This window comes from Corallococcus sp. AB045 (assembly GCF_003668895.1).
GTDB classification, from domain to species: Bacteria; Myxococcota; Myxococcia; order Myxococcales; family Myxococcaceae; genus Corallococcus; species Corallococcus coralloides.
Genome location: NZ_RAWN01000025.1, coordinates 45,210 through 67,252, shown reverse-complemented (window position 1 = coordinate 67,252; position 22,043 = coordinate 45,210). Strand labels below are relative to the sequence as shown.

Sequence of the window (22,043 nt, the reverse complement as noted above, 5' to 3'; positions counted from 1 at the left end):
GCATTGCCCCGGGTAGGGCAATGCGCCTATGGGAGGGGCATGGCTGACGTGCCTCTTACCGCAGCGGACTTCCCGCCCCCTTCCGTCGAGGAGTGGCGCCGGCTGGTGGACAAGGACCTCAAGGGCAAGCCCTTCACGGTGCTCCAGTCGCCCCTGGAGGGCGGCCTGTCCCTCCAGCCCCTCTACACGCCCCAGGACGCCCCGGCGCCCTCGGAGCCGCCCGGCGTCGCACCCTACGTGCGCGGCACCCAGCCCCTGGGCCACACCGAGGGCGGATGGCTCCTGTGCCAGGAGTACGCGGGCCCGGACGTGGCCACGACCGCCGATGCGCTCCGCGACGACCTGGAGCGCGGCACACAGGGCGTGTGGCTGCTCCTGGACGCGCCCCACGGCCTGGACGTGAAGGACGAGGCCACGCTGGCGCGGCTGCTCGCGCACGTGCCGCTGGAGCGCACGCCGGTGCACCTGGAGCCGACCGCGGACGTGCTGCGACCCGCGTCCCTGCTGCTGGAGGTGCTGGCGAAGAAGGCCGGCGCCGCGAAGCAGGCCCTGCGCGGCAGCCTGGGCATCGACCCCATCGCGGCGCTCGCGCGTCACGGCGCCGCGAAGGTGGACGTGGCCCGCACGCTGACGGAGGCCGCGCCCATCGTCACGTCGCTGCTCAAGGACGCGCCGGGCCTGCGCGCGCTGCTCGTGTCGTCGCGTCCCTGGGCGGACGCGGGCGCCACGTCCGTGCATGAGCTGGCCTGGAGCATCGCCACCGGCGTGGAGTACCTGCGCGAGCTGGAGCGCGCGGGCGTGTCGCCGGGTGAGGCCGCTCGGTCCATGCAGTTCGCCCTGTCCGTGGGCGGGCAGTTCTTCCCCGAAATCGCGAAGCTGCGCGCGGCGCGGCTGCTCTGGTCCAAGGTCGTCGCCGCTTCGGGCGGTGCGCCGGAGTCGCAGGCCATGGCGCTGCACGCGCGCACGGCCAGCGCCACCAAGACGCGGCGCGACCCGTGGGTGAACATCCTTCGCGGCACCGCGGAGTCCTTCGCCGCCGTCGTCGCGGGCGCGGACAGCGTGAGCACCGCCCCCTTCGACGAGCCCCTGGGCACGCCCGACGAACAGAGCCGGCGCCTCGCGCGCAACACGCAGCTCATCCTGCGCGACGAGTCCAGCCTCAACCGCGTCGCGGACCCCGCGGGCGGCAGCTACTACCTGGAGCAGCTCACCGGCGAGTTCGCCCGCGCGGCCTGGACGGAGCTCCAGCGCATCGAAGCGCTGGGCGGCATCTCCCGCGCCATCGCGCAGGGCGACGTGGCCCGCGTGCTCACGGAGACGCGCACCGCGCGCGACAAGGCCGTGCGCACGCGCAAGCTCCCCATCGTGGGCGTCAGCGAGTTCCCCCACCTCCACGAGGCCCCCGTGCAGCGCGAGGCCCGCGCCGCCGCGCCCGCGCAGGCCGAGGGTGCCGTCACCCCGCCCCAGCCCGTGCGCGTGGCGGAGGCCTTCGAATCCCTGCGCGACGCGAGCGACCGCTACCACGCGGCGCACGGCGTCCGTCCTCGCGCCTTCATGGCCAACCTGGGCACCGTGGCGGAGCACACCGCGCGCTCCACGTGGATCGCCAACGTGCTCGCCGTGGGCGGCATCGAGCCCAACGAGCACCACGGCTTCGCGGACGCGAACGCCGCCGCGGAGCTGTTCGCCAAGGCGGGCACGACGCTCGCCGTCATCTCCGGTCCGGATGCCCTCTACCCGGAGGCCTTGCCCGCCTACGTCGCGGCCCTCAAGGCGAAGGGCGCCCGCACGGTCGCCGTCGCGGGCCGTCCCGGTGACCACGAGGCCGCCTTCCGCGCGGCCGGCGTGGATCTCTTCCTCTACGCGGGAGCGGACCTGGTCCAGCTCCTGAAGACGCTGCACACGCAACTGGGAGTGGCCTGATGCGCCCCACCGTTCCGGACTTCTCCCGCGTCGCCTTCGACGCTCCTGAAACCCAGACGCCCGCGTCCGTGCTGGAGCAGCAGCGCGCGCACGCGAGCCAGGCCACGGCCACCGCCGAACGCTGGGACACGCCCGAGGGCATCCCGGTCAAGCCGCTCTACACCCGCGAGGACCTGGAGGGCGTGGCGCACCTGGGCTCGCTGCCCGGCCTGCCCCCGTTCGTGCGCGGCCCCTACTCCACCATGTACGTGCAGCAGCCGTGGACGGTGCGCCAGTACGCGGGCTTCTCCACGGCGGAGGCGTCCAACGCCTTCTACCGCCGCAACCTCGCGGCCGGCCAGAAGGGCCTGTCCATCGCGTTCGACCTGGCCACGCACCGGGGCTACGACAGCGACCACCCGCGCGTCGCGGGTGACGTGGGCATGGCGGGCGTCGCCATCGACTCCATCAAGGACATGCGCATCCTGTTCGACCGCATCCCGCTCGACCAGATGAGCGTGTCGATGACGATGAACGGCGCCGTCCTCCCCGTGCTCGCGCTCTACGTGGTCGCGGCCGAGGAACAGGGCGTGAAGCCCGAGCAGCTCAGCGGGACCATCCAGAACGACATCCTCAAGGAGTTCATGGTCCGCAACACGTACATCTATCCGCCCGGTCCCTCGATGCGCATCATCGGGGACATCTTCAAGTTCACGGCGGAGCGGATGCCGCGCTTCAACAGCATCAGCATCAGCGGCTACCACATGCAGGAAGCCGGCGCGACGCAGGACCTGGAGCTGGGCTACACGCTCGCGGACGGCGTGGAGTACGTCCGCGCGGGCCTCGCAGCGGGCCTGGGCGTGGACGCGTTCGCCCCGCGCCTGTCGTTCTTCTGGGCCATCGGGATGAACTTCTTCATGGAGGTGGCCAAGATGCGCGCGGCCCGCCTCCTCTGGGCCCGCCTCATCAAGGGCTTCAACCCCAAGAGCGACAAGAGCCTGGCGCTGCGCACCCATTGCCAGACGTCCGGCTGGAGCCTCACCGCGCAGGACGTCTACAACAACGTCGTGCGCACCTGCGTGGAGGCCATGGCCGCGACGCAGGGCCACACCCAGAGCCTGCACACCAACTCGCTGGACGAAGCCATCGCGCTGCCCACGGACTTCAGCGCGCGCATCGCCCGCAACACGCAGCTGTACCTCCAACTGGAGAGCGGCACCACGCGCGTCATCGACCCGTGGGGCGGCAGCTACTACGTGGAGCGCCTCACCCACGAGCTGGCCCAGAAGGCCTGGGGCCACATCCAGGAGGTGGAGGCGCTGGGCGGCATGACCAAGGCCATCGACGCGGGCCTGCCCAAGCTGCGCATCGAAGAGGCCGCCGCGCGCACCCAGGCGCGCATCGACTCCGGACGTCAGGCCATCATCGGCGTGAACAAGTACCCGCCGGAGCGCCCGGACAACATTGAAATCCTCAAGGTGGACAACTCCGCCGTGCGCGAGGCGCAGATTGCCCGCCTGCGCGAGCTGCGCGCGGAGCGCAACGCGGAGGAGGTCCGCCGCCGCCTGGACGCGCTCACCGAAGCGGGCCGCCGCAACGAGGGCAACCTGCTGGCGCTGGCCATCGATGCGGCTCGGGCGAAGGCCACTGTCGGCGAAATCAGCGACGCCCTGGAGAAGGTCTTCGGGCGCTACGAGGCCACCGTGCGCGGGGTGACGGGCGTGTATTCAGCGGAAGCCGGACAGGCGCAGGGCATCGCGGAGGCGCGGGCGAAGGCGGATGACTTCCTGGCGCGCTTCGGCCGCCGGCCGCGCATCCTCATCGCGAAGATGGGCCAGGACGGCCACGACCGCGGGCAGAAGGTCATCGCCACCGCGTTCGCGGACCTGGGCTTCGACGTGGACATCGGCCCGCTGTTCCAGACGCCGGAGGAGTCCGCGCGCCAGGCGGTGGAGAACGACGTGCACATGGTGGGCGCGTCGTCGCTGGCCGCGGGCCACCTCACGCTGGTGCCGCAGCTCAAGCACGCGCTCAAGGCCCTGGGCCGCGAGGACATCATGGTCGTGGTGGGCGGCGTCATCCCGCCGCAGGACTACGACGCGCTTCGCGCCGCGGGCGCCGCCGCCATCTTCGGCCCGGGCACCGTCATCGCGAAGGCCGCCATCGAGCTGCTCGACAAGCTGGCCGCCGAGCAGGAGGCGGCGTGAAGCTGCTGCCCGCGGACACCTACGTGGACGGCGTGCGCGCGGGCGACAGGGCGGTGCTCGCGCGCGCCATCACCCTGGTGGAGAGCGAGCACCCGAAGCACGCCGCGCTCGCGCAGGAGGTCCTCACGCGGCTCTTGCCCCACACCGGAAAGAGCCGCCGCGTGGGCATCAGCGGCGTGCCGGGCGTGGGCAAGAGCACCTTCATCGACGCGCTGGGCATGCACCTGGTGGGCAGCGGCCACAAGGTGGCGGTGCTCGCCATCGACCCGTCCAGCAGCATCACGGGCGGAAGCATCCTGGGCGACAAGACGCGCATGTACCGGCTGGCGCGCGAAATGGCCGCGTACATCCGCCCCAGCCCCTCCAGCGGCACGCTGGGCGGCGTCGCGCGCAAGACGCGGGAGACGCTGCTGCTCTGCGAGGCCGCCGGCTTCGACGTGGTGCTGGTGGAGACGGTGGGCGTGGGCCAGTCCGAGACGGTGGTCGCGGACCTGGTGGACTTCTACCTGGTGCTGATGCTCGCGGGCGCCGGTGACGAGCTGCAGGGCATCAAGCGCGGCATCCTCGAAGTCGCGGACATGGTGGCCATCAACAAGGCGGACGGCGACAACCTGCCGCGCGCCACGCGGGCCCGCGCGGAGTACCGCGCCGCCCTGCACCTGATGCGCCCCGGCGCGGAGCCGGTGGTCACCACGTGCAGCGCCATGGAGGGCACCGGCATCGACACGCTGTGGGCCTCCGTGGTGGACGTCATCGCGAAGCGCGAGGCCTCCGGCGACCTTTCCCACCGGCGCACCCAGCAGCAGGTGGGCTGGATGTGGGCCATGGTGAACGACGGACTGCGAGCAGCCCTGCGGGCGCACCCCGAGGTGGCCGCCCTGGTGCCGGTCCTGGAGCAGGCCGTACGCGAAGGACGCGCGACGCCTACCTCCGCCGCACTGCGTGTGCTGGGGGCATTCCTGCCCTAATCGCAGGCGTGACAAGGCGCGTCGTCCATCGCGCAACGCCTGTCTCAATCGCTTGCCGGGCCTGCACCGCACTCCTAGTGTACGCCCGTGCGACACCCCCAACCGACCACCGCTCCCCAGCCGTACCGGCCCCAGCACCACGTCCGCATCGTCACGGCCGCCAGCCTCTTCGACGGACACGACGCGGCCATCAACGTGATGCGCCGCCTGATGCAGTCCTCCGGCGCGGAGATCATCCACCTGGGCCACAACCGGTCCGTGGCGGAGATCGTCGACTGCGCCATCCAGGAGGACGCCCAGGGCATCGCCCTCACGTCCTACCAGGGCGGCCACGTCGAGTACTTCAAGTACATGATTGACCTGCTGCGCGAGCGCGGCGCGAACATCAAGGTGTTCGGCGGCGGCGGCGGCACCATCCTCCCCACCGAAATCGACGAGCTGCACAAGTACGGCGTCGCGCGCATCTATTCCCCGGACGACGGCCGCGCCATGGGCCTGCAGGGGATGATCGACGACCTCATCTCCCAATGTGACTTCGAGAAGCGCCCGTCCGACTTCAGGGGCCTGCTCAAGGCCCCGCTGCCCCGCGAGCCGGAGCGCATCGCGTCGCTCATCACCATCGCGGAGAACTTCGCGGACGCGGGCGAAGAGCTGCGCACCGCGCTGAAGGACGCCGGCACGGACGCACCCCGGGTGCCCGTGCTGGGCATCACCGGCACGGGCGGCGCCGGCAAGTCCAGCCTGGTGGACGAGCTGGTGCGCCGATTCCTGGCGGACTTCCCGGACAAGACGCTCGCGGTGCTCTCCGTGGATCCGTCCAAGCGCAAGTCCGGCGGCGCGCTGCTGGGCGACCGCATCCGCATGAACGCCATCGACAACCCGCGCGTCTACATGCGCTCGATGGCCACCCGCCAGAGCAACCTGGCCCTGTCCCGGCACGTCGCCCACTCGATTGAAGTCTGCAAGGCGGCGGGCTTCGACCTCATCGTGGTGGAGACCTCCGGCATCGGGCAGTCGGACACCGAAATCACCGAGCACTCGGACGTGGCGCTCTACGTGATGACGGCCGAGTACGGCGCGGCGACGCAGCTCGAGAAGATCGACATGCTCGACTTCGCGGACGTCATCGCCATCAACAAGTTCGACAAGCGCGGGTCGCTGGACGCGCTGCGCGACGTGAAGAAGCAGTGGAAGCGCAACCACAACGCCTTCACCCTGGCTGACGACTCGGTGCCCGTGTACGGCACCATCGCGTCGCAGTTCAACGACCCGGGCATGAACACGCTCTACCGGGCCATCATCGACGCGCTGGTGAAGAAGACGGGCGCGAAGCTGGACAGCCGATTCCAGCTCACGCCCGGCATGAGCGAGAAGAAGTGGATCATCCCCCCGGAGCGCACGCGCTACCTGGCCGAAATCGTCGACGCCTGTGAGGACTACGACGGCTTCGTGCGCGCCCAGGCCGCCATCGCCCGGCGCATGTACCAGCTGCACGGCACCATCCAGGCCCTGCGCCAGAACGTGGGGAAGAAGAAGCTGGAGATCGTCGAGCCGAAGAGCGCGGACGACGTGGTGCAGGTGACCGAGCGCGTGGAGGGCGAGCCCGCGTACCTGGGTGACCTGGTGGCGCTGTACCAGGACCTGGAGAGCCGCCTGCACGCGGACTGCCGGCGACTGCTGGCCGAGTGGCCCGCCACGAAGAAGCGCTACGCCGCGTCCAAGTACCAGTTCCAGGTGCGCGACAAGGTCATCGAGCTGGACCTCATCAGCGAGACGCTGTCGCACCTGCGCGTGCCCAAGATTGCGCTGCCCAAGTATGAGGACTGGGGCGACATCCTGACGTGGCTGCTGCGGGAGAACGCGCCGGGCGCCTTCCCGTTCACCGCGGGCGTCTTCCCGCTCAAGCGCGAGGGTGAGGACCCCGCTCGCATGTTCGCGGGCGAGGGCGGCCCGGAGCGCACCAACAAGCGCTTCCACTACGTGTCGCGCGGCCTGCCGGCGAAGCGCCTGTCCACGGCGTTCGACTCGGTGACGCTGTACGGCGAGGACCCGGACCACCGGCCGGACATCTACGGCAAGGTGGGCAACTCAGGCGTGTCCATCGCGAACGTGGACGACGCGAAGAAGCTCTACTCCGGCTTCGACCTGGCGGACCCGTCCACGTCCGTGTCCATGACCATCAACGGCCCGGCGCCCATGCTGCTGGGCTTCTTCCTCAACGCCGCGGTGGATCAGCAGTGCGAGAAGTGGACCCGCGCCAACGGCAAGGTGGACGAGGTCGAGAAGAAGATCGAAGCGCTCTACAAGGAGCGCGGCCTGCCGCGTCCGCGCTACCAGGGCGAATTGCCCCAGGGCAACGACGGGCTGGGCCTGCTGCTCCTGGGCGTGTCCGGTGACGAAGTCCTGCCGGCGGACGTCTACGCGAAGATCCGCGCGTCCACGCTCCAGGCGGTGCGCGGCACGGTGCAGGCGGACATCCTCAAGGAGGACCAGGCGCAGAACACCTGCATCTTCTCCACGGAGTTCGCCCTGCGCGTGATGGGCGACATCCAGCAGTACTTCATCGACCAGAAGGTGCGGAACTTCTACTCGGTGTCCATCTCCGGGTACCACATCGCGGAGGCAGGGGCGAACCCCATCTCCCAGCTGGCCTTCACGCTGGCGAACGGCTTCACCTTCGTCGAGTACTACCTGTCGCGCGGGATGCACATCGACGACTTCGCGCCCAACCTGTCGTTCTTCTTCTCCAACGGCATGGACCCGGAATACGCGGTGCTGGGGCGCGTGGCCCGCCGCATCTGGGCCAAGGCCATCCGGGACAAGTACGGCGGCAACGACCGGTCGCAGAAGCTGAAGTATCACATCCAGACGTCCGGCCGTTCCCTGCACGCGCAGGAGATTGCCTTCAACGACATCCGCACCACGCTGCAGGCGTTGCTGGCGCTCAACGACAACTGCAATTCGTTGCACACGAACGCCTACGACGAGGCCATCACCACGCCCACGGAGGAGAGCGTGCGGCGCGCGCTGGCCATCCAGCTGGTCATCAACAAGGAGTTCGGCCTGTCGAAGAACGAAAACCCCAACCAGGGCTCGTTCATCATCGAGGAGCTGACGGACCTGGTGGAGGCGGCGGTGCTCAACGAGTTCCGCGCCATCTCCGAGCGCGGCGGCGTGCTGGGCGCGATGGAGCGCATGTACCAGCGCTCCAAGATTCAGGAGGAGTCGCTCTACTACGAGATGCAGAAGCACGACGGGACGCTGCCCATCATCGGGGTGAACACCTTCCTGGATCCGAAGGGTTCCCCCACGGTGACGCCGCCGGAAGTCATCCGCGCGACGAAGGAGGAGAAGGACTACGCCATCACCGCGCGTGACGCCTTCTGGAAGCGCAACGCGAAGACGGCGCCCGCCGCGCTGGAGGCGGTGCGCCGCGCGGCCCTGGACAACGGCAACGTGTTCGGCGCGCTGATGGACGCCTGCAAGGTGTGCACGCTGGGCCAGCTGTCCCGCGCGCTGTACGAGGTGGGCGGCCAGTACCGGCGCAACATGTGATGCGAGCGCCGCGGTCCCGGGCAGACGTCCCGGGACCGCGGCGTGGGTTCATTCGGGGGCCAGGACTTCGAACTGGCAGGTGGAGTCCCCGAGCGTGGCCGTGGAGTCCGTCCACAGGTCGATGTTGTAGGTCCCGGACGTGGGGGCATTGATGCTCTGCACCCAGCGTTGGCCTACATGTTCCCGGGTGGACTGCACCCAGGTGCCCAGGCCCAGGCTGACGTCCGCGTACAGCTGCACCTGCCCCGGGGTTTCCTTCCAATCACAGCTGAACTGGTAGCGCTGACCGGCGGTGCCCTGGAACGAAAGGACGTCGTGGTCCAGCAGGTCCGGGATGCGAACGGACACGGTCTGCATGGGTCCCGTGAGCCGCGTCGCCGTGGCCAGGGTGTCGCCGTGGTCATCCGCGCCCAGGTCCTCGATCTGGAGCATGTAGTGCCCCTGCACCCAATACGCCGGCACGGCGGGATTGATGTTCACGCTCACGAAGTGCGGAGTCTGGGACGTCTTGAAGGCCGTCCTCGTGCGGTCACCCGGCGGACCGGTGAACTCGCCGCCCGGTCTGGCATTGCGAACCTCGCAGGCCTTGTCGCCGTCGATGGTGCATGACACCCGGTAGTGGTGACCGGCCAGGACGCCCAGGGAGAAGACGTCCGCGTCCGTGACGGTTTCAATCTTCGCCTGCACGGACGAGGTGCCCTCTTCGAGCCGGGTGGCGGTCTCCACGGTGTCGCCGTGGTCCTCCGCCCCCATGTCCTTCAGGACGCACGAATACGGCTGGGTGGTGGTGTTGTCCTGCTGGTCCTTGATGGATGCGAAGAAGACGCCCCCCGGAGACTTGAAGGCCGTGGCGGCATGGTTCTGCAGGGTTGTGTCGTTGTTCGCGACGCCGTAGCGCTGCCCGCGATCATTGATGATGGACAGGTCCCAGTACGGCGTGGGGAAGGTGCAGTCGAGCGCGTAGACCTTGCCCGCCACGGTCTTGAAGGAGAGCAGGTCCCGTTCTCCCCAGTGCTCCCCTTTGCCCACCAGTACCTGCTCCGAGGGCGTCCAGGGTGTCGCCGTGGTGGGCAGGTCGCCGTGGTCGTCCGGCCCCATGTCCACGAAGCGGAACGTGAAGGGCCGCAGGGCAGCCTCCGACGCCTGCGACACCTCCACGGTATGAAAGACGTTGCCCTTCAGTCCCGACCAATGCCGGGTGATGACGGAGGAGGTGGGGGGTAGCAGGCCTTCATACGCGAGCGTCGTGAAAGTCCCTTCCGCCATGCTCAAGTAGTGGCCGTCGTTCTCCGCTTCGATGATGAAGTCGTAGTGGTGTCCGGCCTGGGTGAGGAAGGCGAACCGGAGCGGCACGCCCCAATCGCCCCACGGGACGGAGTGGACCTCCGTGAACGACGGCGTCAGCAGCGTGTGGCCCTCCGGGATGACGGGCGGTGGTTGCTCCGTCGAACCGGCGTCCGAACCCGCGTCCGGCTCGGTCCCGGCATCGGTCCCCGCGTCGACGGAGGTGCCGGCGTCAGGGCTGGGGTCGTCCTTGGAATCGCAAGCGCCCAGCGTGAACAGACAGGCGCCGAGCATGAAGGCAGACAGGGATTGTTTCAGCATGGGCATGGATGGGTGTTCAGGGGGTGAGCGCTTCGAACTGGAAGGTGTATTCCCCCAGGTTCGTGTCGACGTCCGCGGAGAAATTGATGCAGTAGGTCCCCGTCGTCGGGGCCGTGAAGGTCTGGACCCAGTTCGAACCGATGTGCGCGCGGGGCACCTCCTGGTCGACACCCGACATGTTGGTGACGATGGAGCGCACCTGCCCCTGACCCTCCCTCCACGGCGAGCTGAACTGGTAGCGCTGTCCGGCGGTGGTCTCGAAGGAGAAGACGTCGTGGTCGACGGGGACGAAGAGGTGGGCCCGGACGGTCTGCGACGGCCCCGTGAGCGGCGTCGCCGTGAACGGGAAGTTGCCGTGGTCATCCGGGCCCAGGTCCTCGAACTGGAGGGTATAGGGGAGCGCCCGCCACTGTGCCGGAACGACGCCGTCCCCCTGCGTCCACACGGTGTGCAGGGAGCCCCCCGCTTCGAAGGTCACACCCGGCCGAGGGGTGGACTGTTCGAAGCCCGGCTTCGCATGGACGATGCAGGGCTTCGAATCCTCCAGGGTACATGACACGCGGTAGAAGCGCCCGGGCACGACCTCCAGATCGAAGACGTCCACGTCCTCGACGTAGTCGAGCTTCCCCTGCGCGGACGTCGTGCCCCGGGGCAGTTGGGTCGCCGTGGTTAACAGGTTTCCGTGGTCGTCCAGGCCCATGTCCCTCAACACGCAGCTGTACGTCCCTGACGACGGAGCCGGACTCCGGTCCTGGATGGAGACGACGTGCCGCCCGCCCTGGGACCTGATGGCCGTGGCGGCCCGCGTCTGCGTGAACGGGAAGCTGCCCACGACGCTGTAATACCCCTCCGTGAGCTTGAAGAAGGACAACTGCCAGTCCCCGGTCGGGAAGGCGCAGTCGATGGCGTAGACATGGTCCGCCACGGTCTCGAAGGCGAACGTGTCCTGCTCACCCGCATGCTCGCCCCGGCCCGTCAGAGGCTGTTCGGAGGGAACCCACGGGGTCGCCGCGAGGGGCAGGTCCCCATGGTCATCAGGCCCCTGGTCCACGAAGCGGAAGCTCAGCGATTCCCCTGCCGCGTAGCTCTCCTGCGTGAGCTCCACGGTGTAGACGGCACCGTCGGAGAGCCCCGACCAGTGCCAGGTGAAGGGGACGCCTGACTTGCTGGGGCCGAACTGGCTCAGCGTGACGGACGCTGCGTCACGCAGGGTCAGGACGTAGCCCTGCGACCGCCCCTCCGCGGCGAAGTCATAGTGCCGCCCGGCCCGGGCCACGAAGGCGAACCGGATCGACGTCACCGCCGCGTCCCAGGCCACGGTCTGGCGCTCCGCTGACGGCGTCAGCAGCGTATGCCCTTCCGGGATGACAGGCGGTGGCGGTTCTGTCGGGCCGGCATCCGCCCCCGCATCCGGGTCGGTCACGACGTCAAAGTAATCCTTAACACAGGCGCTCAGCATGAGCAGACAGGCGCCGAGCATGAAAGCAGACAGAGGACGTCTCAAGACAGGCATAGGATGGGCTCCCCCTCAGAGGACTCCCACCCTATGCCATGACTGACATCCGCCCAACCACTCTCAGTATGGGCTCGACGTGGGGCGGATGATGATCTCGCTCACGTCCACGTCCGCGGGCTGGCTGATGGCGTAGCCGATGGCGCGGGCGATGGCGTCCGCCGGAATGGCGTCCTTGCGGAACTCGCGCATGTACTCGCGCGACGCCGGGTCGCTGATGCTGTCCGCCAGCTCCGACGAGGTGACTCCCGGCGAAATCACCGTCACCCGGATGTCCGCGCCCACCTCCTGGCGCAGCCCTTCGGAGATGGCCATCACCGCGAACTTCGTGGCGCAGTACACCGCCGCCGTCGGGCTCACCGCGTGCCCGCCAATGGAGGACAGGTTGATGAACTGCCCCGACTTCTGGCGCTTCATCACCGGCAGCCCCGCGGCGATGCCGTGCAGCACGCCCCGGATGTTCACGTCGATCATCCGGTTCCACTCGTCCAGCTTCAGCTCCTCCAGCTTGGACAGCGGCATCACCCCCGCGTTGTTGATGAGCACGTCCAGCCGCCCGAACTCCTTCAGCGTGAAGGCCACGAAGCCCTCCACGTCCTCGCGCCTCGTCACGTCCAGCGGCCGGTAGCGCACCTCGCCGCCCTTCGCCCTCAGCTCGCCCGTCAGCGCCTCCAGCCGGTCCGTCCGGCGCGCGCCCAGCACCACCTTCGCCCCCTGACTGGCGAGCAGGCGGGCTGTCGCCTCGCCAATGCCGCTGCTCGCTCCCGTGATGGCCACCACCTTGCCCTGGATGTCCGTCGTCATCGCTTTTGTCCTCGCGCTTGGGCCCGGCGCGAAGGGCGCCGGGGATGACCGCACCCTCTCAAGGAGCGTGGAGACGGCGTTATCCGGATGCTCGCGGACTCTTGCCCATTCCTGCACGAGCGCCCATCCCCGGCAGGAGTTAGAACGGACGCACATGCCGACCGCCCGCCCCACCTCCGACCTGAGCCCGCACCTGTCCGAGCTGGCGACGCTCCTGGAGCGCCACACGCCCACGGACGGCATCCACGCCACCGCCATCCCCCGCATGGTGCTCATCCGCGCCTCCCACCCCTCCACGCCCCTGCACGCGCTGCAAGAGCCGGCGCTGTGCATCGTGGCTCGGGGCCGCAAGCAGGTGCTCCTGGGCGACGAGCTGTATGTCTATGGCCCGGACCAGTGCCTCGTCGCGTCCGTGGACCTGCCCGTCACGGGGCAGGTGGTGGAGGCGTCTCCCGAAGCGCCCTACCTCTGCTTCCGATTGGACCTGGAGCCCGGGCAGTTGGGCAGCCTGATGATGGAGGCGGCGCTGGAGCCCCCCGGCCCCACGGACATGGTCCGGGGCCTGGCCCTGGGACCGGTGGGCGCGCCGCTGCTGGACGCGACGGCGCGGCTGGTGCGGCTGTTGGACACGCCGCGCGACATCCCCGTGCTCGCGCCGCTCGTCGTCCGTGAAATCCTCTACCGCCTGCTGTCCGGCGAGAACTCCGAACGGCTGCGGCGCATCGCCGTGGCGGACAGCCGCCGCGAGTCCGTCACGCGCGCCATCCACTGGCTCAAGGAGCACTACGCCGCGCCGCTGCGCATCGAGCGGCTGGCGCGCACCGTCCACATGAGCCCGTCCGCGCTCCACCACCACTTCAAGTCCGTCACCGCCATGAGCCCGTTGCAGTACCAGAAGCAGCTGCGGCTCCAGGAGGCCCGCCGCCTGATGCTGGCCCAGGCCATGGACGCGGCCATGGCCGGCCACTCCGTGGGCTACGAGAGCCCGTCCCAGTTCAGCCGCGAGTACAGCAGGATGTTCGGTGCACCACCTTCGCGTGACATCGCGAGGCTGCGGGAGTCCCTCGCTTCCGCCCCGGCGGCGGTGCGCTAGCCCCCAGGGCCGATGGCGGGCCCGGCGCATCGTTTCCACGTTGTGCCCTCCTTCCGAGGCCATCGCACCGGAAGACATCCCTGGCGGGAGGGGCGCGATGTCATCTGGTGAAGGTGGAGACTGGGGACTGAAGCACACGGCGGAACAACTCACCGCCGAGGAGCTGGAGCAGGTGGCCCGCGAGGGGCCGCTCCGGGACTCCGCCCTGCCCCGCTCGGGCAGCGCCGTGCGGTTCCTGCGGGTGCACCTCATGCGCATCGCGGGACACCTGGGCGAGTTGCACCTGCCGGACCTCAAGGAGGTGGTGGGCCATGCGCTCCAAACCGTGGAGGGCCCCACGCCCCTGCTCTTCGTCGCCCAGCTGCGGGAGCGGCTCGCCTTCGAGCGGACCAGTTCACGGCTCTACGCGGGCCTGCTGGTGAAGACCCATGCCCTGGGCAGCTACCCGGGAGGCCCCACACCGGAGCGGCTGGTGGAGCTGCACAACCAGGAGCTGGACCACCTGAACCTCATCCGCGAGTGCATCTACCGGCTCGGCGTGGACGTGCCCCAGCTGACGACGCCCGGGGACGGCGCGGATCCGCGGCCCCATGGGCTGCTCCGGGCCGTGGACGACCCGTGCGCCACGCTCCCGGACGCGCTGCGCGCGGTCCTCATCTCCGAAATCCTCAACAACGCCGGCTGGGCGATGCTCGTGGACCTGGCCCAGGAGCTGGGACCGCCCGACCTGGTGGACGCCTTCCGCGAGGTCCTGCGCGAAGAGACGCTCCACCTGGAAGAGGTCACCACCTGGGTCGCCAACCTGCCGGACGACCTCCGCGTCACCGACGCGCGGGCCTCCGCCAGCTGAGGCGTTCAGCGGGGCATGAACCTCAGGCGTGACGGCGCTCGCGCAGGGGTTCGACCTCGCGGCGCAGCCGGGCCACGGAGAGGCCCAGGAACACCAACATCCCCACCAGCAGCCCGCCGCCGAAGGCGAGCCCCAGGAGCCACGGCTGGAACGAGCGCACCAGCCCGCCCGCGACGCCCTGGCTGAAGGCTCCGCCCAGCCGCGTCAGCGCCGCGTCCCGGCAGGCCACGGCTTCGGCCCCCTGGCGCCCCTCGCATTCGGGAAAGACGGAGCCCAGCTCCTGGCGCGACTGCTCCACCATGGTGGTCGCCATCCGGCCCGCGGTGGCGGACAGGCTCTGACCCAACGGACCTTCTCCCTCTGGCCCCAGCTGACGCTCCAGCTCCGCGCTCAGCCCCTTCGCGACCTGCGAGGCCATCGTCGAGGAGTAGGTCTCGAACCCCGAGCCTCCCGTCCCGGTGCCACCGGATGCGTGCCCCAGGACTCCGCCGGGAACCTCCGCCACCGGCCCGCCCGACGGCGGGTCCCCTGGCGCGGTGGGCGGAGTCTCTGGCCGGGTGACCGCGTCGAGCATTCCGCGCGCGGCCTGCTCTGCTTCGCGGCGGGCCAAGGCGTCGTCGGTGGCCTGCTCCTCGGCGGTCTTCTCCGCCTCATGCTCCTGGATGGACTCCAGGGCGCCCTCCGTGCCCTGCTTCGCCACGTCATGGGCGATGGCACCACACCCCGTGCTCCCCAGGAGTACGAGCATCGCCAGCCCCACGGCCTTCACGTCGCGCATGCCGTCCCTCCCCGGTGGCATCTCTCCGTCACGAGTTCAACCTAGGGACCGAAGGGAACGCGCGACGCAGAGGCGGAAGGGATGCCCCTTGCCCGCCTGCCGGCCACCGCGGCCCTGTCACCCGCGCGGCTGTCCAGCAAGCAGGCGAACCCCTGTATCAGCGGGCCACGGGCCGCCTCCGGGCGACGCGCTCCCGCACGGTGGCGATGAAGGCCGGCTTGTCCGCGCTGCCCTTCACGCCGTCGAAGTCCAGGTCCAGGTTCTCGGCCACGGCCCGGAGGTATTCCAGACAGGGCTCGTCCTGGGGCGTCTTGCCTTCGGCGAACAGCGGATGGCAGACAGGGCAGTAATTGACCACCCAGACGCGCTCGCCCTCTGGAATCTCCAGCGAGACAGGGCTGCCGTCACTCATGTCCTCTTCGTACGGCTCGATGCGCCAGACGCCCGTGGAGTCATCGTCGTCCATGAGCAGCTGCCGGTAGTTGAGGCTGGGGACGAACTCCCAGTCGCCCCAGTCGTAGCCGAAGGACTGCGTCCGCGTGCGGCGGGCGCGGCTCCGGGCTTCCTCGAAGGCGTCCGCGTCCTCCGGCGCCTCGTCGGCGACGAAGAAGAACAGGTCCAGGAGGGCCTCGTCGTTGCCGAAGCCCTCCTCCTCGCACTCCTTGCCGGTCTTCTCACCGCACTCGAATGACGAGGGAGGACCGCAGACACTGCATCGGTAGTCGTGGACGCCCATGGCTGGAGCCTACCAGTCCCACCGCGTCACTCCTCGGGGGCCTCCGCCTCCGGCACGTCGAAGGTGCACGTCGGCTGGCCGCCATCCGCACTCGCCCCTGACCCTGGTGAGGTCTTTCAGCAAGAGGAAGGACGAAGCGCAGCAGGCGCGGGCCAGGAGCGGCAGCACGACGCGCGGCGGATGGGACATGGCCTTCATCCCATCCGGAGGGCCGTGGAGGCATGGCCCGGCCCGGTGGGCACGACCCGCCGGGCCGCGTGCCTCCGTATGAGGAGGCATGCGAGTCATGGACCTCCGCCGGACGCGGTACCTGCTGGGCGCCCTGCTGTCGTGGGGCGCCGCCGCCTGCCATGGGACGGACGGGCCTGCATCCCCGTGTGAGGGCTCGGAGTGCGCGGTGCCCGGGCTCACCCGGGCGTTCGAGCAGGGCACGCCGTCCGCCCAGACGCAGCCGCGCGGAGACTTCGGGGGCCTCAAGGTGCGGCGGGCCTCCGGACGCACCTTCGTGCTGGAGACGACGCGGGACGCGGAAGGACGGGACACCCGCCGGCTCACCGTGTCCTCGCGGGACGGCACGCGGCCGTGGCGGTTCGACGCCGCGGCCGGTGACCACCTGAGCGACTTCACCGTGCACCCGTCCGGGGAGGTCACCCTGGGCGTCGAGCGCACCGGCGCGACGGCGGAGGCCTACGACCTGGTGCGCCTGTCCGCCGAAGGTCGGGTGCTGTCGCGGCAGCCCCTGCCCACGCCCGCGACGGTGCCCGGCGCCGACCTGGGAGACACCCTGCCCTCCCCCGCGTTCCGCATGAAGTCGCCCTGGGTCCACGCCCTCACCGACGGCTGGCTGCGCACGGAGGCGCGTGGCGAGGACGTGGCCGTGGCCTTCCTGTCACTCGTGGCCATTCCGGAAGGCGGGCCCGCCACCCAGGAGCTGGCGTCAGGTTTGATGACGCTCCGCTGGCTGGACGGGCGCTACACCGAGCAGTGGACCCGCGTCGTCGACGGGCGCCACTCCACGCAGCCGGCCGCCTGGGCCTACGACGAGTTCCGCTGGCGCGAGGCCCCGCTCCGGCCGCTGCTCGCGGTGGACCCGGACGGCCGGCTGGTGGTGGGCCGCACGTGGAACAGCTCCCGATGCCTGGCCTCCAGCCGCACGTTCAACGACTTCACCTCCGTGCACTGCCGCTCCTGCGACGACGTCACCACGCCCGCGGACACCGAACGGCAGCCCTTCGCAGTGACGGCCTTCACGCCGGTGGGGACGCGCATCGGGACGCACGCCTTCGTCCCCGCCCGGGCGGCGGAGTTCGTCGTCTTCGACATGGCGGTGCGCGACGGGGAGGTGGCGCTCGCGGGCACCGTGGTGACGGAGGGCTCGGATGGCACCATCGCCTGGTACCCGTCCGCGCCGGGCACGCAGGACCGGATGACGCCCTACGACGGTTACCTGGGCGTGCTGTCTCTCGACTCGGGCGCCCTGCGCTTCGAGCACCGCGTGGACACGGGCCGCGCGGACCACTTCTCCGCGCTGCACTGGACGGACGCGGGACTGGCGGCCGTGGGCGCGTCCGGCTGGGACCGGTGGTACGGCGGGATGAGCATCTCGCGCGGCGCCGGGGCCCTGCTCGCGCTCGCGTCCACCGACGGCCAGACGGTGCGCACGCGGCGGCCCGGCCCCGAGGGACAGGGCCGCCATTTCCACCTGCTGGGAGTGGACGCGGACGGGGACTCGCTGGTGGCGGTGGGGCTCGCGGAGGCGCCGATGACGCACTCCGGAGACGACGGTCACCTGGAGGCGATGACCTTCGGCGGGCTCACGGTGGAGCTGCGCTGAAGCCACCCGCGCGACCCACGGGCTCAGTACGCCGGCGACACGTAGCAGAAGTCAGACAGGTAGGGGCAGTCCTGCGGGCAGCTGTAGGAGTTCTCCGCGCTGGGGTCGCAATAGCTGTCATCGCAGACGGCGCACAGGCCGGCGGAGGACGCGGACGCGAACCCCATGGGGCTCACGTAGCAGAATACGGTTCGAGGATGGCGCTCAAAGCCCCAGGGAGCGCGGCGTAGACTGCCGGGCATGACGACCTCCGCTTCCGACGCCTCGCGGCTCCTGGACCTGCTGTGGGAGCGCTACGCCTCCGAAGTCCCCTTCGCGCGCACCTTCGTGACGCTGTCCGGGGGACACTTCCGCAACGACCACGTCGCGTTCCGCACCCTCGCGCGGCCGGAGGGAGGCATCGCCCTCTTCTCCCGCGTGTTCGAGCGGTTCGGGTGGAAGCCGGCCGGCGCGTACACGTTCCCGGACGCGCACCTGTCCGCCATCTACCTGTCGCATCCGGACGGCCTGCCGCGCGTCTTCCTGTCCGAGCTGAAGCAGGAGGAGCTGTCGCCCCGCGCCCGCGAGCTGCTCGCCGCGCTGCCGGTGGATCCGCCGCCGCCGGAGGACGTGGAGGCGCTCGCGGCGTGGTTCACGGCGCCGCAGCCTCCGGACGAAGCCGCGCTGCTGGAGCTGGAGAAGGAGACGCAGTACGGGGCGTGGCTGCTGGCCTTCGGCCGCAAGGTGAATCACTTCACCGGCGCGGTGGACGACGTGGAGGCGTGGCAGCGGCGCATGCGCGAGGCGGGCGTGCCCATGAAGGCGGACATCGAGGGCGCGCCCGGCACTTCGCTCCGGCAGACGGCCACGCACGCGGCCCCGCTGCCCCTGACGCTCCGGGGCGGTGGCACGCGCTCGTGGCCGTATGCGTACTTCGAAATCGCCCAGCGCTCGGGAGGGTTCGACGGGTTCCTGGGGCCGCAGGCCCGCGCGCTGTTCGACATGACGAAGCGGGGCTGAGGCTCGCGGCCCGGAGAGGGGCGTGTCGGCTCCGCGATGGAGCTGTCCATCCCCGGGGTGGGGCCTTCAGGCAAGGCAGCGCGGAGGACGTGTTGCGAGGGCTGGGACGCCTCTCCACCTTGCCGCACGACAAACCCACGACAGAGGAGGCACACCATGCCCATGTCCCGACTGCCGCTGATGCTCGCCGCGACCGCTGCGCTTTGTTTCTCCGCGGGTTGTTCCAAGAAGGGGATGCACAAGGAGGAGTCCAAGGAGCCGATGTCCGCCACCGCGATGTCGTCCACGGGGGACCAGCGCTGCCCCATGTCGGTCCCGGGCGCGCAGGTCCAGACGCAGGACACGTCCGACGGCGTGGCGCTCATGTTCACCACGTCCGACCCGTCGCAGGTGTCAGACCTCCAGACGCGCGCCCGGCGGATGCTGAAAGAGCAATCCAAGGGCTCCAGCGAGGAGACGCCCATGGGCATGGCGCGAGCGGAGGACCTGGGCGACAGCTCCATGGAGATCCAGGATGGCCTCGACGAGAGCGCCACCGGCGGAGGTGGCGCCCAGGGCATGGCCGGGGCGCCCACCGTCCCCGCCAAGGCCGTGGCCACGGACACGCCGCAGGGCATCACCATCACCTACTCCGCGCAGGACCAGATGCAGAAGCGCCAACTCATCGACGAGGTCCACGAGACCGCCCGTCAGCTGAAGGGTGGCCTCTGCCCCGGCATGTAGCCCACGCGCCGGGACGGCGTGATGAACGCCGTCCCGGTGGAAGTCCTACCGGCGGAACACCACCGTGAGGTTGTTGCTCGGCATCTCCACCACGCGCTCGCGCTGGAGCCCGTGGCGCGCAGCCTCGGCGGTCACCGCGCCCAGCTCGCGCACGCCCCAGGACGGATCGCGTGCGCGGAGCGACTCGTCGAAGGCGAGGTTGCTCGGCGCGGTCTCCCTTCCCTCCACGAAGTAGGGGCCGTACAGCACCAGCCGTCCGCCCGGGCGCAGCACCCGCGCCGCGCCCCGCATCAATCCCTGGCAGGCCGCCCACGGCGCGATGTGGATCATGTTCACGCAGAGCATGGCGTCCGCGTGCTCCACCGGCCAGGCGTCCGAGCTCGCGTCCAGCAAGCGCGCGGGCAGGACGTTGGCCAGCCCGTCCTCCAGGCGCCACGCGTCGATGCTCTCCAGCGCCGCCGGGTCGCCGTCCGTCGGCTGCCAGGTCAGCCCCGGGAACGCCTTCGCGAAGAAGGCCGCGTGCTGGCCGGTGCCGCTCGCCACCTCCAGCAACGTGCCCTCCGTGGGCAGCACCTCCCGGAGGACGGCGAGGAGCGGTTCGCGGTTGCGTTCGGTGGCCGGGGCGTGACGCTTCATGCCCTCCCCTCTTCCACACCCGCGCACGCGAGGAAAGGCCTCTCGCGGAAGATTGCAATCACAGTCAAATCAACAACCGCCCGCGCACGGAATCCGCAACACTTTCCGGGTCCTGCCGAAAACCTCCTGCTTCAACTCGCCTCATCCCCCAGGCAGGAGTGACCTTGACGTTCTTCAACCGGAATGTTTCACGCATGCTGTGCTCGGTGTCTCTGCTCGCGCTCGCGGGCTGCGGGCCGCTGGAAGCAGACGCTCCCTCCCTCCCCGAGCAGGAGGTCGCGACCGCCCGGCAGGCGGTGTCCAACATCGCGTACCGGAGCAGCGCCACGGCGGGCGGCAGCACGCGCACGTCGCTGAGCATCGCGAAGCCCACGGGCACGGCGGTGGGTGACGTGCTGCTCGCTCGCATCATCAACCGCAACAACGTGGCCGCGGTGGCGACACCGCCCGCGGGCTGGACGCTGGTGCGCTCGGACCAGAGCGCTTCGCAGCTCAAGGCGTGGATCTTCTACAAGGTCGCCACCGCGTCCGAGCCTTCCACGTACGCGTTCACCCTCGACATCGCCAGCTACATGGCCGGCAGCATCTCCGCGTTCTCCGGCGTGGACACGGCCAACCCCATCGACGCGCAGACGGGCCAGAAGAACGGCCTCACCGCCAGCTTCAACACGCCCGCCCTCTCCACCAGCACCGCCAACGGCGTCGCGGTGTGGTTCGGCTCACAGCTGTGGACCGGCGCCGCGTGCCCGGCGAGCCCCATCGTCCCGCCCGCGGGCTTCACCGAGCCCGTGGACACCTGCCTCGTGTCCTCGTCCACGGGCGTCATCTACAACGTGGCCCACAAGGACCTGGGCGCCGCGGGCGCGCAGGGTTCGTTCAACGGTTCGTCCCCGTACGCGGAGACGAACACCGCGCAGGTGGTGGCGCTGCGCGCGGCCAACGCCTCCGCCTCCTGCTCCGTGGGGGACACCTTCTCCACCGCGTACACCACCCAGGGCACCGTGACGGCCACCGCGCTGGTGGAGCCGTCGGGCATCGCCGCCAGCCGCCTCACGCCGGGCGTCCTCTACGCGCACAACGAGGACACCACCGCCATCGTCGCCATCAGCACCGCGGACGCGAGCACGCAGGGCACCTTCACCGTGTCCAACGTGACGCCCGCGGACTGGGAGGACGTCGCCACCGGCCCATGCCCCGCCGGCCAGTGCATCTACATGGGCGACATCGGCCGCTCGAGCGCCAACTTCCCCACGCCGCCGTCCACCTTCGCCGTCTACCGCATCCCGGAGCCCGACATCGGCGCGGGCCAGACGAGCGGAAACCTCACCGCCGAGGCCTTCCCCTTCCAGTACCCGGACACGCCCAAGGACGCGGAGACCATCATGGTCCACCCCACCACGGGCGACATCTACATCGTCACCAAGTCCTATTCGGGCGCGAGCAAGGTCTACAAGTTCCCCCAGCCGCTCCCCACGCCGGGCACCATGAGCACGCTCGTGTTCGTGGCCAACCTCCCGCTGCCCACCACCACGGACACCAACTACGGCGCCGCCACGTCCGGCGCCATCCACCCGTGCGCCAACCGCTTCCTGCTGCGCACCTACCGCAAGGTGTATGAGTTCCGCGCCGCCACCGGCGCGGCCTTCGAGACCGCGTTCGCCGCCACGCCCGTCTCCCTGACGGACACCGTGGAGGGCCAGGGCGAGGCCATCGAGTACGACCCGACCGGCACGGCCTATTACACGATGAGCGAGTCGCCCTCGCCCTTCCGGCTCAAGCGCGTCGTGCGCCAGTAGCTCGCAATCGCAGTCATCCCCAGGCCGCGTCCGGCTCCCGGGCC

17 protein-coding genes are annotated in these 22,043 nt (G+C 70.1%); 10 read left to right on the top strand and 7 right to left on the bottom strand.

From position 1 onward, the window contains the following. Positions 1-39 precede the first annotated feature (39 nt). From D7Y21_RS08845 to D7Y21_RS08830, 4 genes are all read left to right on the top strand, one after another. Positions 40-1,923, top strand: a complete 1,884-nt coding sequence (locus D7Y21_RS08845) for a methylmalonyl-CoA mutase family protein (RefSeq protein ID WP_121712516.1) — start codon at positions 40-42, stop codon at positions 1,921-1,923. Further along, entirely contained in the window at positions 1,923-4,109 is a 2,187-nt protein-coding gene (scpA, locus tag D7Y21_RS08840) for a methylmalonyl-CoA mutase (RefSeq protein ID WP_121712514.1), read from the top strand. The genes D7Y21_RS08845 and scpA overlap by 1 nt, the downstream gene beginning before the upstream one ends. After that, entirely contained in the window at positions 4,106-5,077 is a 972-nt protein-coding gene (gene meaB / locus D7Y21_RS08835) for a methylmalonyl Co-A mutase-associated GTPase MeaB (RefSeq protein WP_121712512.1), read from the top strand. Before scpA ends, meaB begins: the two co-directional genes overlap by 4 nt. An 87-nt stretch (positions 5,078-5,164) precedes the next feature. Beyond that, positions 5,165-8,632, top strand: coding sequence for a methylmalonyl-CoA mutase family protein (locus tag D7Y21_RS08830; protein WP_121712510.1), 3,468 nt, complete (start codon positions 5,165-5,167; stop codon positions 8,630-8,632). A 48-nt stretch (positions 8,633-8,680) separates the two neighbouring features. Here D7Y21_RS08830 and D7Y21_RS08825 read toward each other — a convergent pair whose 3' ends face one another. The 3 genes from D7Y21_RS08825 to D7Y21_RS08815 form a co-directional block, all read right to left on the bottom strand. Continuing rightward, a complete protein-coding gene (locus tag D7Y21_RS08825; protein ID WP_121712508.1) occupies positions 8,681-10,243 on the bottom strand; it encodes a hypothetical protein in 1,563 nt (520 codons plus the stop codon). A 10-nt stretch (positions 10,244-10,253) separates the two neighbouring features. Continuing rightward, a complete protein-coding gene (locus tag D7Y21_RS08820) occupies positions 10,254-11,660 on the bottom strand; it encodes a hypothetical protein (protein ID WP_147469229.1) in 1,407 nt (468 codons plus the stop codon). 153 nt (positions 11,661-11,813) lie between these two features. Next, positions 11,814-12,554, bottom strand: coding sequence for an SDR family oxidoreductase (locus tag D7Y21_RS08815; RefSeq protein WP_121712503.1), 741 nt, complete (start codon positions 12,552-12,554; stop codon positions 11,814-11,816). Positions 12,555-12,708: 154 nt separating this feature from the next. On the opposite strand from D7Y21_RS08815, the gene D7Y21_RS08810 reads away from it, so the two are divergent. Then, the gene (locus tag D7Y21_RS08810; protein ID WP_121712501.1) at positions 12,709-13,647 is read left to right on the top strand and encodes an AraC family transcriptional regulator; all 939 of its coding nucleotides are present in this window, start codon (positions 12,709-12,711) and stop codon (positions 13,645-13,647) included. A 97-nt stretch (positions 13,648-13,744) separates the two neighbouring features. Further along, complete coding sequence (locus tag D7Y21_RS08805; RefSeq protein WP_121712499.1) at positions 13,745-14,497, top strand: ferritin-like domain-containing protein; 753 nt, start codon at positions 13,745-13,747, stop codon at positions 14,495-14,497. Between the two features lie 22 nt (positions 14,498-14,519). On the opposite strand, the gene D7Y21_RS08800 is transcribed toward D7Y21_RS08805, so the two are convergent. Continuing rightward, a complete protein-coding gene (locus tag D7Y21_RS08800; protein ID WP_121712498.1) occupies positions 14,520-15,275 on the bottom strand; it encodes a hypothetical protein in 756 nt (251 codons plus the stop codon). A 157-nt stretch (positions 15,276-15,432) separates the two neighbouring features. Beyond that, on the bottom strand, positions 15,433-16,011 hold the full coding sequence (locus D7Y21_RS08795; protein ID WP_120561619.1) for a hypothetical protein: 579 nt from the start codon (positions 16,009-16,011) through the stop codon (positions 15,433-15,435). Between the two features lie 286 nt (positions 16,012-16,297). Here D7Y21_RS08795 and D7Y21_RS08790 point away from each other — a divergent pair, with 286 nt between their 5' ends. Further along, complete coding sequence (locus D7Y21_RS08790; protein WP_121712496.1) at positions 16,298-17,845, top strand: hypothetical protein; 1,548 nt, start codon at positions 16,298-16,300, stop codon at positions 17,843-17,845. A gap of 23 nt (positions 17,846-17,868) precedes the next feature. Here the strand turns inward: D7Y21_RS08790 and D7Y21_RS41725 are convergent, their stop codons facing one another. Beyond that, positions 17,869-18,012, bottom strand: a complete 144-nt coding sequence (locus D7Y21_RS41725) for a hypothetical protein (RefSeq protein WP_158627259.1) — start codon at positions 18,010-18,012, stop codon at positions 17,869-17,871. A gap of 73 nt (positions 18,013-18,085) precedes the next feature. On the opposite strand from D7Y21_RS41725, the gene D7Y21_RS08785 reads away from it, so the two are divergent. Together D7Y21_RS08785 and D7Y21_RS08780 are read left to right on the top strand one after the other, a co-directional pair. Beyond that, a complete protein-coding gene (locus D7Y21_RS08785; RefSeq protein WP_121712495.1) occupies positions 18,086-18,844 on the top strand; it encodes a DUF1338 domain-containing protein in 759 nt (252 codons plus the stop codon). A gap of 156 nt (positions 18,845-19,000) precedes the next feature. Next, entirely contained in the window at positions 19,001-19,567 is a 567-nt protein-coding gene (locus tag D7Y21_RS08780) for a hypothetical protein (protein ID WP_120561616.1), read from the top strand. Between the two features lie 45 nt (positions 19,568-19,612). Here the strand turns inward: D7Y21_RS08780 and D7Y21_RS08775 are convergent, their stop codons facing one another. Beyond that, positions 19,613-20,203, bottom strand: coding sequence for a DUF938 domain-containing protein (locus D7Y21_RS08775; RefSeq protein ID WP_121712493.1), 591 nt, complete (start codon positions 20,201-20,203; stop codon positions 19,613-19,615). Positions 20,204-20,367: 164 nt separating this feature from the next. On the opposite strand from D7Y21_RS08775, the gene D7Y21_RS08770 reads away from it, so the two are divergent. Further along, positions 20,368-21,999 (top strand): cell wall anchor protein, encoded by a 1,632-nt coding sequence (locus D7Y21_RS08770; protein WP_121712491.1) that lies wholly within the window; start codon positions 20,368-20,370, stop codon positions 21,997-21,999. The last annotated feature ends 44 nt before the right edge of the window (positions 22,000-22,043 follow it).

Excerpts from the sequence above, each read along its gene's own strand:
- D7Y21_RS08810 (WP_121712501.1), top strand. The coding sequence starts at position 12,709 with ATGCCGACCGCCCGCCCCACCTCCGACCTGAGCCCGCACCTGTCCGAG.
- D7Y21_RS08825 (WP_121712508.1), bottom strand. The coding sequence starts at position 10,243 with ATGCCCATGCTGAAACAATCCCTGTCTGCCTTCATGCTCGGCGCCTGT.
- D7Y21_RS08805 (WP_121712499.1), top strand. The coding sequence starts at position 13,745 with ATGTCATCTGGTGAAGGTGGAGACTGGGGACTGAAGCACACGGCGGAA.
- D7Y21_RS08845 (WP_121712516.1), top strand. The coding sequence starts at position 40 with ATGGCTGACGTGCCTCTTACCGCAGCGGACTTCCCGCCCCCTTCCGTC.
- D7Y21_RS08780 (WP_120561616.1), top strand. The coding sequence starts at position 19,001 with ATGCCCATGTCCCGACTGCCGCTGATGCTCGCCGCGACCGCTGCGCTT.
- D7Y21_RS08795 (WP_120561619.1), bottom strand. The coding sequence starts at position 16,011 with ATGGGCGTCCACGACTACCGATGCAGTGTCTGCGGTCCTCCCTCGTCA.
- D7Y21_RS08790 (WP_121712496.1), top strand. The coding sequence starts at position 16,298 with ATGGACCTCCGCCGGACGCGGTACCTGCTGGGCGCCCTGCTGTCGTGG.
- D7Y21_RS08800 (WP_121712498.1), bottom strand. The coding sequence starts at position 15,275 with ATGCGCGACGTGAAGGCCGTGGGGCTGGCGATGCTCGTACTCCTGGGG.
- D7Y21_RS08785 (WP_121712495.1), top strand. The coding sequence starts at position 18,086 with ATGACGACCTCCGCTTCCGACGCCTCGCGGCTCCTGGACCTGCTGTGG.
- D7Y21_RS41725 (WP_158627259.1), bottom strand. The coding sequence starts at position 18,012 with ATGGGGTTCGCGTCCGCGTCCTCCGCCGGCCTGTGCGCCGTCTGCGAT.
- D7Y21_RS08815 (WP_121712503.1), bottom strand. The coding sequence starts at position 12,554 with ATGACGACGGACATCCAGGGCAAGGTGGTGGCCATCACGGGAGCGAGC.
- scpA (WP_121712514.1), top strand. The coding sequence starts at position 1,923 with ATGCGCCCCACCGTTCCGGACTTCTCCCGCGTCGCCTTCGACGCTCCT.
- D7Y21_RS08775 (WP_121712493.1), bottom strand. The coding sequence starts at position 20,203 with ATGAAGCGTCACGCCCCGGCCACCGAACGCAACCGCGAACCGCTCCTC.